This window comes from Flavobacterium sp. RSSA_27 (assembly GCF_051547125.1).
Taxonomy (GTDB): domain Bacteria; phylum Bacteroidota; class Bacteroidia; order Flavobacteriales; family Flavobacteriaceae; genus Flavobacterium.
Genome location: NZ_JBPTTN010000006.1, coordinates 40,164 through 58,191, shown reverse-complemented (window position 1 = coordinate 58,191; position 18,028 = coordinate 40,164). Strand labels below are relative to the sequence as shown.

Genomic DNA, 18,028 nt, shown 5'->3' with positions numbered 1-18,028 from the left:
TTAATTTTGCTGATAAAAATTAAGTTGCTATTTTTGTTTATAATTAACTAAATTTTAATAGAATCATTATGAAACATCTTAACAAACTTTTAGTTGCTGTATTGATGGCTGCGGGTTTATCTTCGCATGCACAAGATAGTAACAATCCATGGGCAATTACCATTGGAGCAAATGCAGTTGACTCAAGATCAAGTGCTGCAAGAGACGGCATTAACTGGTTTGAGGCTCACTTTTCACAACCATTCGCTATTAAAGACAATTGGAATATTCTTCCTTCTGTATCGTACATCAAAGTAGATAGACACATCGGTGGTGGTTTCTCTTTCGGATTGGCTGGATCTGTGAACAAAATTGACAAATACGTTAACTTTAATCCTGCTGCTAAAAATGCTGATGGTAGAGGTATGAGTGTTATCAACCCTGGAGATTTAATGTTTTACGGAATCGATGGTACTGTGAAATACAGCTTCATGGATTTAATTGGAACAAAATGGTTTGACCCAAGCTTACAAGCAGGTGGAGGATATACTTTCTTAGGAAAAGATAGCTTTGGTCACGTTAACTTAGGAGTTGGATTAACTTTTTGGTTTACTGAAAATGTTGGTTTAGCTTTATCTTCTGGATACAGAATGGCATTACCTAATGACGAAAGAAATGATGCTGCTGGAATGCCAGAAAAACCATCTTTAGTACAACACACTGCAGGTATCGTATTCAAGTTTGGAGGTAAAGATACTGACGGAGACGGAATCTACGATAAAGATGATGCTTGTCCAGAAGTTGCTGGTTTAAAACAATTCAATGGTTGTCCTGATACAGATGGAGACGGAATCGTTGACGGAAGTGATGCTTGTCCAGATGTTGCTGGTTTAGCTGCTTTCAACGGATGTCCTGATACTGACGGTGACGGAATCGCTGATAAAGATGACGCTTGTCCAGATGTAGCTGGTCCTGCTTCAACTAAAGGTTGTCCTGATACTGACGGTGATGGTCTTGCTGATAAAGATGACAAATGTCCTACTGTTGCTGGACCAAGAGATAACCAAGGTTGTCCAGTTCCTGTAGTATTAGACGCTGATAAAGATGGTGTGCCAGATTTAGAAGATGCTTGTCCAATCGTAGCTGGTACTAAAGAAAACAAAGGTTGTCCAGAAGTAACTGAAGAAGTTGTTAAAGAATTAAGAGTTCAAGCAAGATCTATTTTCTTCGTTACTGGTAAATCTTCTTTAGATTATGCTAAACCACAAACAGCAACTAGTTTAGATGCTATTAAAGAAATCTTAAAAGACTACCCAACTGCTAAATTTGAAGTTAATGGTCATACCGATAATGTTGGTAAACCAGCTATGAACAAAAAACTTTCTCAAGCAAGAGCTAAGTCTGTTGTTGATGCTTTAGTTTCTAGAGGAATCAATGCGGCTAATTTAACTGCACAAGGATTTGGAGATACTAAACCGGTTGCAACTAACAAAACTGCTGCAGGTAGAGCTGAAAACAGAAGAGTTGAAGTTATCTATGTTGGAGGTGTTGATAAAATGAAAGTAAACAAATAATAGTATAGTATATTATTTTTGAAAGCCGTTCTTAATTGAACGGCTTTTTTTATATTTATAAAATGACAGATCACTCTTTTTTAGACCAAATTGCTACTCAATTAATCAATAACTATTCGAAAAATTTTTCGAATACTGTTGTAGTACTGCCTAACAAGAGGGCTAAGATTTTTTTGATAGAAGCCATAAAAAAGCAAATTACAGGAACTGTCTTTTGCCCAGAAATCACAAGTATTGAAGATTTTGTACAAGAGGTTTCAGGGATTCGCTCCATAGATTCCATAGCCTTATTGTTTGAATTTTATGATGTGTATTTGTCAATCACTTCGAAACAAAACCAGCAATCCTTTGAGTTATTTGCCAATTGGGCCAAAATGTTGTTGCAGGATTTTAATGAAATCGACCGCTATTTGTTGGATCCAAATCACGTTTTGTCTTATTTAAAAGATATAGAAGACATTAAAAAATGGGGAATAGCAGTTGAAGATAAAACATCTTTACTCGAAAATTATATTGATTTTTGGAAATTGTTGCCACAGTATTACCAATCGTTATATCAGTATTTACTTGAAAAAAAGACAGGTTACCAAGGATTGATTTATAGAGAAGCGGTAACTAATCTCCCAGCATTTTTAAAAGAAATTGGTTCTAAATTTTATGTATTCGCGGGTTTTAATGCTTTAAATGCTGCCGAAGAAAAAATCATTCAGCATTTAATAGCTAATGATAATGCCACTATTTTTTGGGATGCTGATCAAACGTTTTTGAATGATCCTTTCCATGATGCTGGATTGTTTATTCGAAGATTTAAAGAAAGTTGGAAGCACTATAAATCCCACCCTTTTGAATGGATACAAGATGATTTTTCTAAATCTAAAAACATTCATATAATTGGTACACCAAAAACTATTGGGCAAGCCAAAATTGTGGGTAGCCTTATTGAAAAGGCCATTGCCAAACAAGAGACACCCCATCTCGATAAAGTAGCGGTAGTTTTAGGCGAGGAAAACCTTTTGATGCCGTTGTTATATTCTCTTCCTGCTTCGGTTGGTGCTTTAAATATTACTATGGGATATTCTAGTAAAAATAACCCAGCACAATTGCTAGTAGCAAAATTGTTTAAAATGCATACGAATGCTTTGAAAAGAAATCCTTCTCAATATGTGTTTTATTACAAAGATGTGCTCGATATTCTTACGCATCCACTGGTAGAATCATTTGCTAATGCGAATCACTTGGTTCGGATTATAAAAGAGAATAATTACACTTTTATTACACTTAAAAAAATACTAGAACTCCAAAACCAAACGAATGCTTTATTCGATTTGTTGTTTCAAAAATGGGACAATGGTTCTATGGCTGTTTTAGATGTTATTTCTAGTTTGTTGTTGCGCTTACGCAATAATTTGAGTAACGATAATGAAGAAGAGAAATTGACCAAGGCTTTTGTGTATTCAATTTTTACGGTGATTAATAAGTTGAAGAGTTATTATGCTCAACATTTGCATATTGATCAAATACCGACTCTTTTTGCCATTTACAAACAGATAATTGATTTGGCTGAGGTTTCCTTTGAAGGAGAGCCGTTGAATGGTTTACAAATTATGGGAGTTTTGGAAAGTAGGGTGTTGGATTTTGATACGGTTATAGTGACTTCAATGAATGAAGGGAAATTTCCCGCGGGTAAGTCTATGAATTCTTTTATTCCTTATGATGTCAAGAGAGAATTGGGATTGCCTACTTTTAAAGAAAAAGATGCGATTTATACCTATCACTTTTATCATTTATTGCAACGTGCCAAAACTATTTATTTGATTTACAATACAGAGAATGAAGGATTAGATGGTGGTGAAAAAAGCCGTTTCATCACACAACTCGAAGTGGAGAAACGTCCGAATCATACATTGACTCACGAGATTTACAATGCCAATGTTCCTGATTCGGCTTACTTGCCGATGAGTGTTGAAAAGTCGCCATTGGTTATGGAGCGTTTGAAAGAAATTGCAGAGAAAGGGTTTTCACCTTCGGCCTTGACTAGTTACATTCGGAATCCTATTGATTTTTATTTTAAAAGAATAGTGCGTATCCGCGATACAGAAGAAGTCGAAGAGAATATAGCTTTGAATACTTTGGGAACAATTATTCACAAAACCTTGGAGGAATTGTACAAGCCTTTTATTGGCAAGTTCATTTCGGAAACTGATTTGGAACAAGCCATTAAAAATATCAATGATGAGGTATTGAAACAATTTAAAGAAATTTACAAAGAAGGAGAAATTACAAAAGGACGCAATTTATTAGCTTTTGAAGTAGCGAAACGGAACGTCTTTAATTTCTTGAAGTCTGAATTGCAATCCATAAAAGCGGGTGATGCTGTTAAAATTTTGGCTTTGGAAGCTACTTTTGAGCGCGTTTTAGAACATCCGAGTTTGCCTTTTCCTGTGAAAATTGCGGGGAACGTTGACCGAATTGAAGTCCGAAACGGTACCCTCCGAATTATAGATTATAAAACAGGTAAAGTTGAAAAAAGCAATGTTACTTTAAAAGCTTGGAACGGCTTAGTGGATGACATTAAAAATGACAAAATCATTCAAATTTTGGCGTATGCCTATATGTATGAAACCTTAGCCAAAGAACAACCGATGCAAGCGGGTATCATCTCCTTTAAAAATAGTAAAGCTGGCTTTTTACCTTTTACTTTAAAAGAAGAAAAAGTAGAAGAATCCACTATCAATGCGGCCATTTTGACTGCTTATTTGGAGCAATTGGTTGGCTTGTTACAAGAGATTTTAGACCCAGCAATTCCGTTTAAGGAGAAGGTTTAAATCTTCTTCAAAAATTGTATTAATACTTCGCTTAACTCCGCTTCATTTTCGATGTGACTCATATGACCGTCTGGGAAAGTTACCAATTCAACGGTAGTTCCTTGAATTTGTGTATTGGTTTCTTCGTAGTTCAAAACAGGGTCTTTTTTTCCTAGGATTACTACTTTAGGAAAAGCCGTAGTGTGGAGCAAGATTTCTCGGTCTTTACGGATTTTCATTCCTTCGAGTGAGGCGACGATGCCTTGCAAGGGCGTTTGTAAAGCTTCGATTTTTACTTTTTCGATGCGGTCGTTTAAACGGTCGCGGTTGTCTTCGCTGAATAAGTTGGCGATAGAAAGACGAATAAAGGTTTCGTAATCTTTTTTGACCGCTGTAATGGCGCGGTCTCGGTTGGTTTTACGTTCGGGACTGTCTTCTTTGGCGGTGGAATTGAGTAACACCAATCCTTTGACGCTTTCAGGATACAACTCGGCATAAGCTAAAGCTACGTAACCACCCATTGAATGTCCGATGAAAACCGCTTTGCGAAGACGCAAACTAGAAAGTACTTCGTGTACCGCATCGGCATTGTCTTCCATAGTTTGGATGTAACCCATAGGTTCGGTTTGGCCGTGACCTAACAAATCGATGGTGATGACGCGGTATTTTTGACTCAAAACAGGTACTAAAACACTCCACATCGATTGGTTTTCTAGGAAGCCATGCAATAAAACAATAGCGGTTCCTTTTCCTGTGTCGGTGAATGCGATAGTGGTGTTTTTATAAAGTAGGGTTTTCAAAGCTCAATAATTTTTTGCAAAAGTAATTCTTATTTCTAGATTTTTTGAATTCAAAATGCAACCTAATAAAGCCAAATGTTGGTTTTTAGCCCCGATAGTAGCGGCATCCTTTGCTTTTTTTCTTTTAAAAAGCAAAGATATAGCGGATAGCGGGACGGTGTTTCCAAAAAATTCCTTAGCTTACTGCTCCTAAAAAAAATACCCCAAAATGGGTGTCTTTTGGGGTAAGGTGTTTTGAATTTTTTTTTGCTATTAAAAGCGGTTATCGCCGTCTAAAAGATTGCCGAGTCCGCCCAAAAGGCTGCCTTCTTCACGGCTACTTCCACCAGCTCTTGGGGCTGAAGCAATGATACGATCCGCCAATCTAGAGAACGGAAGCGATTGAATATATACTGTTCCAGGGCCACGCAAAGTCGCATAGAACAAGCCTTCGCCACCAAAAAGAGAGTTTTTGATGCCGCCAATAAACTCGATATCATAATCGACATCTTGGGTGAAACCTACGATACAGCCGGTGTCTACTTTTAGGATTTCGCCAGGTTGTAATTCTTTTTTGGCTAGAGTTCCGCCCGAATGTACAAAAGCCATTCCGTCGCCTTCTAGTTTTTGCATGATGAAACCTTCGCCACCAAAAAGTCCTGTGCCTAATTTTTTGGAGAATTCAATGCCAACGGCTACGCCTTTGGCAGCGCAAAGGAACGCGTTCTTCTGGCAAATGAATTTTCCGCGAAATTGTCTCAAATCAATGGGAATGATTTTTCCGGGATAGGGCGAGGCAAAAGAGACTTTGCTTTTGTTGTAATTTTGATTGATAAAAGCCGTCATGAACAGACTTTCTCCTGTTAAAACTCTTTTTCCTGCGCTTAGTAATTTGCCAAACAAACCAGATTGTTGTTGGGAACCGTCGCCAAAAATAGTTTCCATTTGGATGCCATTGTCCATCATCATAAAGCTCCCTGCTTCGGCAATGACAATTTCTTGTGGGTCGAGTTCTATTTCTACATATTGCATTTCTTCGCCATAAATATGGTAGTCTATTTCGTGTGCTATCATGATTTTGTGTTTTACCGTTTAGGAAATTAGTAAGTGGTTAAAATGAAATGTTACATTTTTGGGCATAAAAAAACGGCATCCAGAAAAAGATGCCGTTAGTTGTATTTATTTTGAATTCTACTTTTTCGCGAGAATTAGTGTACTTCGTGTTCTATTTTTAAGCGTTCATTAAGCTCTCAATTTCGTCTGCTTCGATCGGAATGTTGCGCATCAAATTGAACGGTTCTCCCGATTTTTGAATCACCACATCGTCTTCAATTCGGATACCGAAACCTTCGGCAGGAATATAAATTCCAGGTTCTACGGTGAACACCATATTGGCTTCCATCGGTTCGTGGAGCAATCCATAATCGTGTGTGTCGAGTCCCATATGGTGCGAAGTCCCGTGCATAAAATATTTTTTGTAAGCTGGCCAATCAGGATTTTCGTTTTGAACGTCGGCTTTGTCAATCAGACCTAAACCTAATAATTCTGAAGTCATAATTTTACCCACTTCTACGTGATATTGTTTCCAAAGGGTACCCGGAGTAAGCATTTTTGTGGCTTCGTTTTTCACACGAAGTACTGCGTTGTAAACGGCTTTTTGTCTTTCAGAATAGCGACCAGAAACTGGTATGGTACGGGTTAAATCGCTTGAATAATTGGCGTACTCTGCCGCTACATCAAGCAATAGTAAATCGCCCGCTTTGCATTGTTGGTTGTTTTCGATGTAGTGCAATACATTGGCATTATTTCCAGAAGCGATAATGGGTGTGTAGGCAAACCCTTTGGAACGGTTGCGAACGAACTCGTGAATCAATTCGGCTTCGACCTCATACTCCATTACGTTGGGTTTCACAAACGAAAGCAAACGACGGAATCCCTTCTCGGTGATGTTACACGCTTGTTGGATCAAATCGATTTCTTCGGTTTCTTTTATGGAGCGAATGCGTTGCAAAATTGGGTTGCTTTTGGCTACGGTATGCGCTGGATATTGTGCTTTCCATTTTTTGATAAAACGGTCTTCGCGAGTTTCTGTTTCTACGGCTGAACGATAGTGTTCGTTTGTGTTGATGTACATTACTTCGGCATACATCATAATTTCTTTCAAGGTTTTGTCAAAATCTTGTAGCCAGAAAACCGTTTTGATTCCAGATACTTGAAACGCACGTTCTTTGGTTAGTTTTTCGCCTTCCCAAATCGCAATATGCTCATTGGTTTCTCTCAAGAAAAGGATTTCTTTCAAGTGTTCGTAAGGTGCGTCCGGGAATAACAACAAAATGCTTTCTTCTTGATCTACACCCGATAAATAGAAAATATCTCGATGTTGTGCAAAAGGTAAAGTACTATCGGCAGAAACAGGATATATGTCGTTTGAATTAAAAACCGCAACGCTTTTCGGTTTCATTTGAGCAGTGAATTTTTCTCTATTTTTTACAAAAAGCCCACTGTTTATTTGATGATATTTCATAACAACCAATTATTTATTAGTAATACTCAAAAATAGTAACTTTAGTAGAAACGGTTGTTAATTTGGGTATAAAATTTTTGAGTCTCTATATTAATGCTTAATTTTCGTTCAAAATTGATATAAATGAAAGTCGCAAGGCCTTAAAATGGTCAAAAAAAGATGAATATTTATGCGATTCGTTATTCTTGTAAAATCAAATAGTATCTATATATGAAAAAAATTGCCTTCTTAATCAGTGCCTTGATCTTTAGTGTTTCCTGGGGCCAAAATGGTACTACTACCACAACGCCCTCTTTGTTTCAAGAGTTGACTTTACAAAATGTGGGACCCACGGTAATGAGTGGCCGCGTAGTTGACGTGGCAGTAAATCCTGAGAATCCTATCGAATTTTATGTAGCTTATGCTTCAGGTGGGTTGTGGTATTCGAATACGAATGGATTGCGAATGGAGCCTGTCATGGACACGGCGCCTACACTAAACTGTGGTTCTGTATTTGTGGACTGGAAATCAGGAATGATTTTGGTGGGTACCGGAGAAGTAAATTCTTCAAGATCTTCTTATGCAGGAATAGGTTTGTTGCAATCCTTTGATAAAGGAAAGACTTGGAAAAATATTGGATTGACAGATAGCCATCACATCAGTAAAATTTTGGTTAACCCCAAAAACAGCCAAGAGATTGTTGTTGGAGTAGCGGGACATTTATATACCAAAAATAAGGAAAGAGGCATTTTTAAAACAACCGATGGTGGAAAATCATGGCAACAGGTTTTGTTTGTAAATGATGAAACCGGAGTGATTGATATGGCTGTGGCCGAAAGTAATTTTGACGTTATGTACGCCAGTGCTTGGCAAAAAGATAGAAAAGCACACAATTTCAATGGAAACGGAAAAGCTTCTGGTATTTATAAAAGTACCGATGCTGGATCGACTTGGCAGTTGATTTCTACCCCAGAAAGTGGCTTTCCTTCGGATGAATTTGTCGGACGTATTGGATTATCAGCTTTTACTTCAGACATCATTTATGCGGTGATGGATAATCAAAAAATGCGTCCTTCGGCTAAAAAAGAAAAAGATCCCAACGATGAAGATCCAGAGGTAATTGGTGCCGAAGTTTTCAAATCTAGTAACGGAGGAAAAACTTGGGTAAAAACCAATACTAGTTTTATTGATGATTTTTATTCTAGCTACGGCTATTATTTTGGTGACATCACGGTAGACCCAAAAAATCAAGAACGAATTTATATTACAGGTGTTCCGTTATTGTTTTCAGATAATGGAGGCAAAACATTTCAAGCCATTGATGGTGACAATGTGCACTCCGATCATCACGTGGTTTGGATCAATCCTAACAATCCGAATCATTTGGTTAACGGAAATGACGGCGGTTTGAATATTACCTATGATAATGGAAAATCGTGGCAGTTATGCAACAGTATTCCAGTGGGACAGTTTTATGCCGTGAATGTTGATGAACAAGAACCTTATAATATTTATGGTGGTTTGCAGGATAATGGCGTTTGGGTTGGTGCGAGTAATTACAATGCTTCTATTGGCTGGCAACAAGAAGGAAAATATCCTTATGCGAGATTAATGGGAGGCGATGGGATGCAAGTGCAAATCGATAAGCGGAATCCTAATATCGTTTTTACTGGCTACCAATACGGAAGTTATTACCGCATCAATCGCGCTGATGAATCTAAAAGTAAGTTCATTGCGCCAAAAGCCAAAAAAGGAGATAAACCGTATCGATACAATTGGCAATCGCCTATTTTATTGTCATCTCACAATCAAGACATTTTGTATTTAGGTTCCAATTTTTTACACCGTTCGATGAATCAAGGCGATACTTGGACGACCATTTCACCCGATTTAACTCAAGGAGGTAAACAAGGAAATGTAGCTTTTGGAACCTTGACCACCATCAGCGAAAGTCCTTTCGAGTTTGGAATGTTGTATACAGGTAGCGATGATGGTTTAGTGCAATTTACCAACAAAGGAGGTGAGAGTTGGAAAGTAATTTCGACTACTTTGCCACAAAATCTATGGGTCAGTAGAGTAGTAGCTTCGGCGCACAAAAAAGAACGCGTTTATGTAACGCTCAACGGGTACCGCAATGATGATTTTACAAGTTATGTCTATGTTTCAGAAGATCAAGGACAAACTTGGAAAAGTATAGCGAACAATCTTCCTGCAAGTCCTGTGAATGTAATTATAGAAGACCCTGTTTTAGATAGCGTGTTGTATGTAGGGACAGATAATGGTCTTTATATTTCTGTAGATGGTGGTGCTTTTTGGCAAGATTTCTCTAACGGAATGCCACCTGTAGCAGTGCACGATTTGGTGATTCAAAAGAAAGCCAAAGATTTAATTGTGGGCACACACGGACGCTCGGTATACAAAGTAAGTTTGAAACAAGTACAAGAATTGAAAAAAGAGGTTTTAGACAAAACTCTTTATGTGTATGAAGTCAAAAACACGACCAAATCCGAAAGATGGGGTTCGAAACGTGGCGCTTGGGGTGACGAATTTATTCCAAAAAATGAGCTTTGGTTTTATACCAATTCCGCTGGAAAGGTAATCGTTCAATTAGAAAATGCGGCTAAAGAAATCGTGTATTCAACTACTGTTTCCGCTCAAAAAGGATTGAACAAAGTGGTTTATGATTTAGCCATCGACAAAGCTACGGCCGACAAATGGATGGCAAAAGATAAAAAGCTAAAAATAACTCCTGCGAAAAACGGCAAGTATTATTTGCCAGTCGCTAAATACACTTGGACACTTTCTAAAGACAAAGAGAAAGCGACAACACCTTTCGAAATTGTAGCGCCTAAATAATCTGTTTGGAAAAGCAACTATCAATTATGTGGGTTTAACTTTGAAAGGTTATGACTTATAACTTTTTTTTGAACCATTTAAGGCATTTAAGTTTTTTGCGAACCTTGCGTAAACCTTTGCGAACCTTGCGGTTAAATTTCGACAAAGATTTTCGTATAGACACGATTAAAAACTAAAACAAAAGGCACGATTCCAAGTTGGTTTCGTGCCTTTTTTTGACAAACATCTTTAACAATTAAACTTCTAAAATATTTTTAAAATTGTGCCACTTCTGTCGAGTCTTTCATTGCGGTTGTAGACGCTTTTCCGGTAGTAACCGTATTTTGAACGGCATCAAAATAGCTCGTTCCCACAAAACCTTGGTGTTTTACGGCTCTAAAACCGTGTTGTTGCAAGGCAAATTCTCTTTCTTGCAATTCAGAGTAGCCCGCCATACCTCTTTCTTTGTAAGCTTTAGACAATTCAAACATACTCGTGTTCAAAGCGTGGAATCCAGCCAAAGTAATGAATTGGAATTTATACCCCATAGCTGCTAAGTCTTCTCTAAAGGTTTCCATTTCAGCAACTGATAATTTCGCCGCCCAGTTGAAGGAAGGCGAACAGTTGTAAGCCAACATTTTTCCTGGATATTTCGCGTGAATCGCATCGGCAAATTGTTTTGCGTAAGCTAAATCTGGGTTGCTGGTTTCCATCCAAATCAAATCGGCATACGGTGCATAACTCAATCCTCGATCAATACCTTGCTCCACGCCACAGTTTACGTAGAAGAAGCCTTCGTCTGTTTTTTCTCCTGTGATGAATTTTGCATCTCTTGGGTCGATATCGCTTGTCAATAAGTTCGCAGCATCTGCGTCGGTTCTTGCCACAATCAGGGTTGGCGTTCCCATTACGTCGGCAGCCAAACGCGCAGCGATTAATTTATTGATGGCTTCTTGCGTAGGAACCAAAACTTTCCCCCCCAAGTGCCCGCATTTTTTAGCAGAACTCAATTGGTCTTCAAAGTGTACACCCGCTGCGCCTGCTTCAATCATCGACTTCATCAATTCAAAAGCGTTCAAGTTTCCTCCAAAACCTGCTTCAGCATCCGCAACAATCGGAACCAAATAGTCTTTTTTATCTGCGGTTTTGTTCACCACTTGAATTTGGTCAGCGCGCAACAAAGCGTTGTTGATTCTTTTTACAACCAACGGAACACTGTTGGCAGGATACAACGATTGGTCAGGATACATTTCGCCCGCCACATTTGCATCGGCTGCTACTTGCCAGCCGCTCAAGTAAATTGCTTCGAGTCCAGCTTCCACTTCTTGAATGGCTTGATTACCGGTCAATGCGCCTAATCCGGCAACAAAATCCTGCGATTTCAATCTGTTCCAAAGTTTAGTTGCGCCCATTCTAGCGATACTATGTTCGATATGGTACGAACCTTGTAATTGCACTACTTCTTCTGCGGTGTAAGGACGTTCGATGCCTTCCCATCTTGGGTTCGTTAACCAATCAGTTACTAATTCTTGAATGCGTGTTTCGGTGGTTTTCATGGTTTTTAATTTAAGTTTTTTGGTTTTTTATTTTCGTTTTTATGATTTCAATTTGTTGAAAAGTAGGTTCAGGAGCGGCCAGCAAAGGGCTTTTTCAGTGAATAGGGGTCCCGCTCTCCGTTATATCTCTGCCCTCGCTCGTTCGCGAGTCCAGAGGATGCCACTGCGATCGGGGCTAAAAGCCAGCAATCTGATTTTCTGGAAAAACAATAGACGCAAGGTTTTAAATGCCAATTTTATTTGTTGCTATGATTCGTTTAATTAAAGCAAGAAAAATTGGTGTTCATCTGTGGAATTCGTGGCTTACTTTGTTAAGCCCTACAAATACTTATAACCCGGTATCGTCAAGAACTCTACAAATTTTTTGTTCACTACCAGTTGGTCCAGTAATTTTTCTGCCACGATGTAGTTTTCCTCCTCGTGTGCTCGGTCACCCACTTGCTTTCTGATTTTTTCATATTCCTCCATAGCAATGCGGTGGTACAATTTGGTCGTTAATTTTTCTCCTGAATCTAAGGTCACCTCATTTTGAAGCCATTGCCATAATTGTGATCTCGAGATTTCGGCTGTGGCGGCATCCTCCATTAATTGATGTATGGCTGCTGCGCCTTGACCATTTAACCAAGAAGTGATGTACAGCACGGCTACATTTATGTTTTTGCGAATCCCTTCCTCGGTAATGGTGCCCACTGGAATTTGCAACAAATCGGCTTCCGTAATGTGCAAATCAGCTCTTTTGATGTGAATATGATTTTTGGTCATCATATTTTCATTGAACACTTTCATCGCTATCGGCACCAAATCAGGATGCGCTACCCAAGTTCCGTCGTGTCCATTTCTGGCTTCTCTTTCTTTGTCTGCAATCACTTTTTTGAAGGCGATTTCGTTGGCTTCGGGGTCATTCTTAATCGGAATTTGTGCTGCCATTCCGCCCATTGCGTGAATGTTGCGTTTGTGACAACGCTGAATCACCAATTTTGAATACGCGTCCATAAAAGGCGAAGTCATCGTTACTTGGTCTCGATTCGGAACGATAAAGGCAGGATTGTTTCTGAATTTTTTGATGTATGAAAAAATGTAATCCCAACGCCCGCAGTTCAAGCCTACGATATGGTCTCTTAATTCGTAGATAATTTCGTCCAACTGAAAACTTGCGGTTATCGTTTCAATCAAAACCGTTGCTTTAAACGTGCCGTGTTGTTCGCCAAGGTATTCTTGTGCAAATTCAAACACTTCGTTCCACCATCTGGCTTCCAAATAGTGTTCTAGTTTGGGTAAGTAAAAATAAGGAGCCGAACCGTTTCTGGCCAATTGGTCGTGATTATGAAAAGCATACAATCCAAAGTCAATCAATGAGCCAGAAGCTTCTTCGTCTTCTATTAAGATGTGCTTTTCGTTCAAGTGCAATCCTCTTGGACGCACAATCAAAACAGCAGTTGAGTCTTTAAGAGTATAAGTTTTGTTTTTAATAGGGTCTACTAGTGTAATGGTTTTGTTTACGGCATCTTTTAGGTTTTGTTGCCCTTCCATTATGTTGTCCCAAGTAGGCGAAGTGCTGTCTTCAAAATCAGCCATAAAGGTTTTGGCACCCGAGTTCAACGCGTTAATCACCATTTTGCGGTCAACTGGCCCTGTAATTTCTACACGTCTATCCAATAAGTCCTTTGGGATAGGAGCGGCTTGCCAGTTGCTTTCTCTAATGCTTTTGGTTTCCAAAGGGAACGTGGGTAACACGCCATTATCAAATTGGACTTGTTGTGCTTTACGGGCTTCCAAAAGTTGTAGTCTTTTGGCGTTGAAATTTTCGTGCAGCGCAATTAAAAAATCGATGGCTTCTTCAGTTAAAATGTTTTCGTGTTGTGCAATTTCTTCATTCAAAAATTGCCATTTTTTTTCGGTGATTTCGGTTAGTGTTTTCATAACTAGTTCATTTTGATATTGCAATACTACAAAAAGTTTTTTATAAAACAAGCGAACGTTCGCAAAAAATGAAAAAAATGTTTTTTGCGACTTTTGTTTTTTTAGTTTATCTTTGATTTTATGAACGTAGAGAAAGATTATATTAAGTTGATTTTCGGGCTTAAACTCAAGCAGGCTCGAATGAATAAGGATTTGTCTTTATTTGGTTTGGCGAAGATTACGGACTTGTCCAAATCGTATTTGAACGAAATCGAAAAAGGAAAAAAATATCCCAAAACAGATAAAATTATTCTGTTAGCTGATAAATTAGAGGTGACCTATGATCATTTGGTGTCATTAAAACTCGATAATAATCTAGCACCAATTGGAGAAATCCTCACCTCGGGGATTCTGAAGGAAATTCCTTTGGAGTTATTCGGAATCCAAGAAGCCGATTTGATTGATATTATCGCCAATGCGCCTGCAAAAGTGACGGCTTTTATTAGTACGATTATAGAAATCGCACAACATTATAATTTGTCACGCGAAAGTTTCTTTTTGGCTTCGTTGCGTTCCTACCAAGAAGCGCACAACAACTATTTTGAAGAGTTAGAAGAAAAGGTATTGTTGTTTTGCAAAGCCTTTCACGTAGATGTAACCACAAACATTTCTATCGAGGAGTTAAAGGCTATTTTGATCGAAGAGTATGGGTATACGATTCATGAATTGGTGTTTTCTGAGCAAGAAGAAATGGGGGATTTACGCTCTATTTATGTGCCAACGAGCAAAACCTTGTTGCTTTCAGACGAAATTGACGAAGGGCAAAAGGCTTTTGTATTGGCCAAAGAAATCGCTTATAATTTTATGGAAATCAAAGAGCGTTTGTATACGTTCAGTTGGATTAAATTCGACAATTTTGACCAAGTCTTGAATAATTTTTACGCGTCTTATTTTGCAGGCGCTTTGTTGTTGCCTAGACAAAAGTTGATTGATGAATTGAATTTATTTTTGGCCAAAGAAAATCCAAAACCACAAGAAATGGTGCAATTGATGACGCAATTCAACGTCTCGCCAGAATCCTTCTATCAGCGATTGACGAATATTTTGCCGAAGGATTTTAATTTGAAAAACTTATTTTTCTTGCGTTTGTCTCACAAAATAGGCGCCGATACCTACCAAATCAAAAAGGAACTACATATTACCAATCAGCAAGAGCCGCACGCCAACGAAATGAACGAGCACTACTGCCGCAGATGGGTGTCGATTAAAACTATTGAGCAATTGTTGCAACTAGGCAAGATGCATTTTTTTGATGCGCAAGTCTCACGTTATGAAAACAGTAGCAATGAATATTTAGTGTTTTCCTCGGCTACTCCTGATCCGTTTAAGAAAGATTGTTTGCGTAGTATTTCGGTGGGGATTTTAATCACGCCATCAGTAAAGAAAAAGTTCAAATTCTTAGAAGGCGATGTGGTGCCAAGGCAATTGGTGGGCGTAACTTGCGAAACATGTGCCGTGAAAGATTGCCAAGAACGCGCCTCCGAACCGATTCATCTCAATCAAAAAATACGCAACGAAAACACCGAAGCCATCGTTCAGCAATATATGACGAAGTTTAGTTAAAATATAGTTTCGTGCTGTGTTAGAAGTTGTGTAGTATTTTATATACAGATTTCATTAATTTATTGTAAATCAATGAAATCTGTTTTTTATAATTTAGTTTCTACTCCATCCATTTGTAATAACGAGCCCCTAGTAAGTTGGGATTTTCGTTTTCGATACGATCCAAAACCCATTCGTTTTGTGGGGTGCGAATACTTTGCTTTTGTTCCTTTTTGTGGAGTTTTTCGTAGGTTTCAAAATCAATAGCGACGCTTTTTTCTAGCGTTTCAAATAGTGCTACAGGTTGCAAGGCTTTTTTCCATTCGGCTTGAATGGTCCCCTCGAAAACTTTCGATTTAGAGCCACTTCCATAGGCTAAAAAGCCCATTTTTTCGTTGGCAATTTCAGTGTTGCTCTCTGAAAAATGCGCTAAAGTTGATAACAATCCCATAAAAATAGAACCCGTATATAAGTTTCCAATCAAAGAGGAAGCGATTTCTGCAGGTTGCAATTTTTGACTCACAAAATCTTGATAAGCGGGTGTTTTGCTGATTTCTTTGAGTTTGTTTTGGTATTCTTCTGGGGTTTCGTTTCCGGTAATAATGGCTTCGGTTGCATCTAAAGCATAAATTTCTGTCAACATACGTCGTCCTTGAAAGGCATACGGTAAGTGCATTACAATGCTTTTCCAGCTGTTATAAATCGTTTCAGAAGTATTTTTTGCTTTTTTGAAAGCAAAGTAAGCATCTTTGGTACGGTCCATATAGCATTGGTTCGAATACTGTCCATCAAACACCGGTTGGTCTTTGTGGATTTCGATTTTGCATTCTAAGTTGTCAAACCAAGTTTCGTTGTGGGTATTGCCTGTTATGGCTTCTTTGGTTACTGTTCTGTAAGGTTTAAAAAAGTCAAATACGCCTTTGGTACTTATCCCCCAATGGTTGTCAAAAGCAATAATTCTTGGGTTAGCAGAGATGAGTATGGCTACAGCACCTGCGCCTTGGGTGTATTCTCCAGTGGAGTTGAGGTCGTATTTGGCAAAATCTGTAGTGACAACAATGGCTTTTTTGGTGGGATTTAATTTTACAAAATCCAAACAGTTTTGCATCGCATCCACTCCACCAATGCAGGCAAAAGTAAAATCAACGGCATCGCAATGGTTTAAACTGTTTGCTCCAAATTTTTGTTCCATCAAGGCTACCAAAAACGAAGCGATGGGTTTTGAACTGTCGATACTGCTTTCGGTTCCTACGTAAATTCTGGAGATCTCGTTTAAGGTAATATTTTGATCCTGGATGAGTCTGGTTAAAGCATTGGCTCCAAATACTACAGTGTCTTGATGGGCATCGGCGAGGGTCATATTCGTCAATCCGAGTCCTTTTTGCAATTTTGCGGGTTCTATATTTCGAGCTTCTGCTAAGGTTTGTATAGGTAAGTGTATTTTGGCTACGTCAAAAGATAGGGCGTCAATTCCGATTTTCATGGTATAAATTTTTCTATTGCAAAGGTAAAATGACAGCTCGCAAATACAAGGTTTTTGGGTGAATATTGCATTTATGTCATGCATTTTTTTTGATTAAAAGCAAAACAAAAAGCTTTGTTAGTAAATCTGTAATTTTAGTTTCTTTTTGGTCAAAAATACTGTAGATATGGTAATTGTTTTTTTTCCTTTTTTTAAGTTTTGTTTAGAGGTTAAAACCCAAAAGCACCTGAAAAACAGTAGGATGTTAAACACTTTAAAATCATTATAAATAGCTGTAAAAAGGTTGTGGTTCATGAGTAATTCGCTTATTTTTGTGTGAAATTTTTAATAATCTATATAAAAACATTATGGCACAAACTGCATTGTTAAAGTCTTCCATAGCCAGAAAAGTGGCAATGGCACTTTCGGGACTTTTCTTAATTACTTTCTTGTCATTGCATTTTTTCATTAATATGATATCGGTTTTTAGTGCGGATACTTTTAATGCAATGTCTCACTTTATGGGCTATAACCCAGTAATCCAATTTGTTATGCAACCTATTCTTATTGCTGGAGTGATTTTTCACTTCGTTATGGGGATAGTTTTGGAATTGCAAAACAAAAAAGCACGACCAGTAGCTTATGCCAAATATGATGGAGCAGCAAATGCTTCATGGGCTTCTAGAAATATGATTATTTCTGGATTGGTAGTTTTGGCTTTCTTAGGATTGCACTTTTATGATTTTTGGGTACACGAAATTACCTATAAATATGTAGAGGTTGGTGCAATTAACGAAACTCGCTATTTTGAAGAATTGGTTCATAAATTCGAGAGTCCAGTACGTACAGGTATTTACGTTGGTGCTTTTGTATTATTGGCACTACACTTATGGCATGGTTTCAGTTCTTCTTTTCAATCAGTAGGATTCAATAATAAGTTTTCTTCTACTATTCAAAAATTAGGATACGCGTTTGCAATTGTGGTTCCGTTCGGATTCATATTTATTGCGTTATTTCATCATTTTAATCATTAAT

At 38.2% G+C, this 18,028-nt stretch carries 11 protein-coding genes; 5 read left to right on the top strand and 6 right to left on the bottom strand.

Features of this window, described 5'->3' with window-relative positions:
- Nucleotides 1-68 precede the first annotated feature (68 nt).
- Together ACSVH5_RS09560 and ACSVH5_RS09555 are read left to right on the top strand one after the other, a co-directional pair.
- Nucleotides 69-1,553, top strand: a complete 1,485-nt coding sequence (locus ACSVH5_RS09560; protein WP_438061212.1) for an OmpA family protein — start codon at nt 69-71, stop codon at nt 1,551-1,553.
- 62 nt (nt 1,554-1,615) lie between these two features.
- Complete coding sequence (locus tag ACSVH5_RS09555; protein WP_438061211.1) at nt 1,616-4,378, top strand: PD-(D/E)XK nuclease family protein; 2,763 nt, start codon at nt 1,616-1,618, stop codon at nt 4,376-4,378.
- Here ACSVH5_RS09555 and ACSVH5_RS09550 read toward each other — a convergent pair.
- The 3 genes from ACSVH5_RS09550 to ACSVH5_RS09540 all read right to left on the bottom strand — a co-directional run bounded on the left by ACSVH5_RS09550 (nt 4,375) and on the right by ACSVH5_RS09540 (nt 7,660).
- Nucleotides 4,375-5,157, bottom strand: coding sequence for an alpha/beta fold hydrolase (locus ACSVH5_RS09550; protein WP_438061210.1), 783 nt, complete (start codon nt 5,155-5,157; stop codon nt 4,375-4,377). The genes ACSVH5_RS09555 and ACSVH5_RS09550 overlap by 4 nt on opposite strands.
- 252 nt (nt 5,158-5,409) lie before the next feature.
- Nucleotides 5,410-6,210, bottom strand: coding sequence for a TIGR00266 family protein (locus ACSVH5_RS09545; RefSeq protein ID WP_438061209.1), 801 nt, complete (start codon nt 6,208-6,210; stop codon nt 5,410-5,412).
- Between the two features lie 157 nt (nt 6,211-6,367).
- Complete coding sequence (locus ACSVH5_RS09540) at nt 6,368-7,660, bottom strand: aminopeptidase P family protein (protein WP_024979971.1); 1,293 nt, start codon at nt 7,658-7,660, stop codon at nt 6,368-6,370.
- Between the two features lie 210 nt (nt 7,661-7,870).
- Here ACSVH5_RS09540 and ACSVH5_RS09535 point away from each other — a divergent pair, with 210 nt between their 5' ends.
- Nucleotides 7,871-10,495: a VPS10 domain-containing protein gene (locus tag ACSVH5_RS09535; RefSeq protein ID WP_438061208.1), complete on the top strand. Its 2,625-nt coding sequence runs from the start codon at nt 7,871-7,873 to the stop codon at nt 10,493-10,495.
- A gap of 254 nt (nt 10,496-10,749) precedes the next feature.
- Here ACSVH5_RS09535 and aceA read toward each other — a convergent pair whose 3' ends face one another.
- Together aceA and aceB are read right to left on the bottom strand one after the other, a co-directional pair.
- A complete protein-coding gene (gene aceA, locus ACSVH5_RS09530; protein ID WP_438061207.1) occupies nt 10,750-12,030 on the bottom strand; it encodes an isocitrate lyase in 1,281 nt (426 codons plus the stop codon).
- A gap of 318 nt (nt 12,031-12,348) precedes the next feature.
- Entirely contained in the window at nt 12,349-13,950 is a 1,602-nt protein-coding gene (gene aceB / locus ACSVH5_RS09525; protein WP_438061206.1) for a malate synthase A, read from the bottom strand.
- 120 nt (nt 13,951-14,070) lie between these two features.
- Here aceB and ACSVH5_RS09520 point away from each other — a divergent pair, with 120 nt between their 5' ends.
- A complete protein-coding gene (locus tag ACSVH5_RS09520; protein ID WP_438061205.1) occupies nt 14,071-15,552 on the top strand; it encodes a helix-turn-helix domain-containing protein in 1,482 nt (493 codons plus the stop codon).
- 100 nt (nt 15,553-15,652) lie between these two features.
- Here ACSVH5_RS09520 and ACSVH5_RS09515 read toward each other — a convergent pair whose 3' ends face one another.
- Entirely contained in the window at nt 15,653-17,014 is a 1,362-nt protein-coding gene (locus ACSVH5_RS09515) for a hydroxymethylglutaryl-CoA synthase family protein (RefSeq protein ID WP_438061204.1), read from the bottom strand.
- A 347-nt stretch (nt 17,015-17,361) separates the two neighbouring features.
- Here ACSVH5_RS09515 and ACSVH5_RS09510 point away from each other — a divergent pair, with 347 nt between their 5' ends.
- A complete protein-coding gene (locus ACSVH5_RS09510) occupies nt 17,362-18,027 on the top strand; it encodes a succinate dehydrogenase cytochrome b subunit (RefSeq protein WP_438061203.1) in 666 nt (221 codons plus the stop codon).
- Nucleotide 18,028 lies beyond the last annotated feature (1 nt).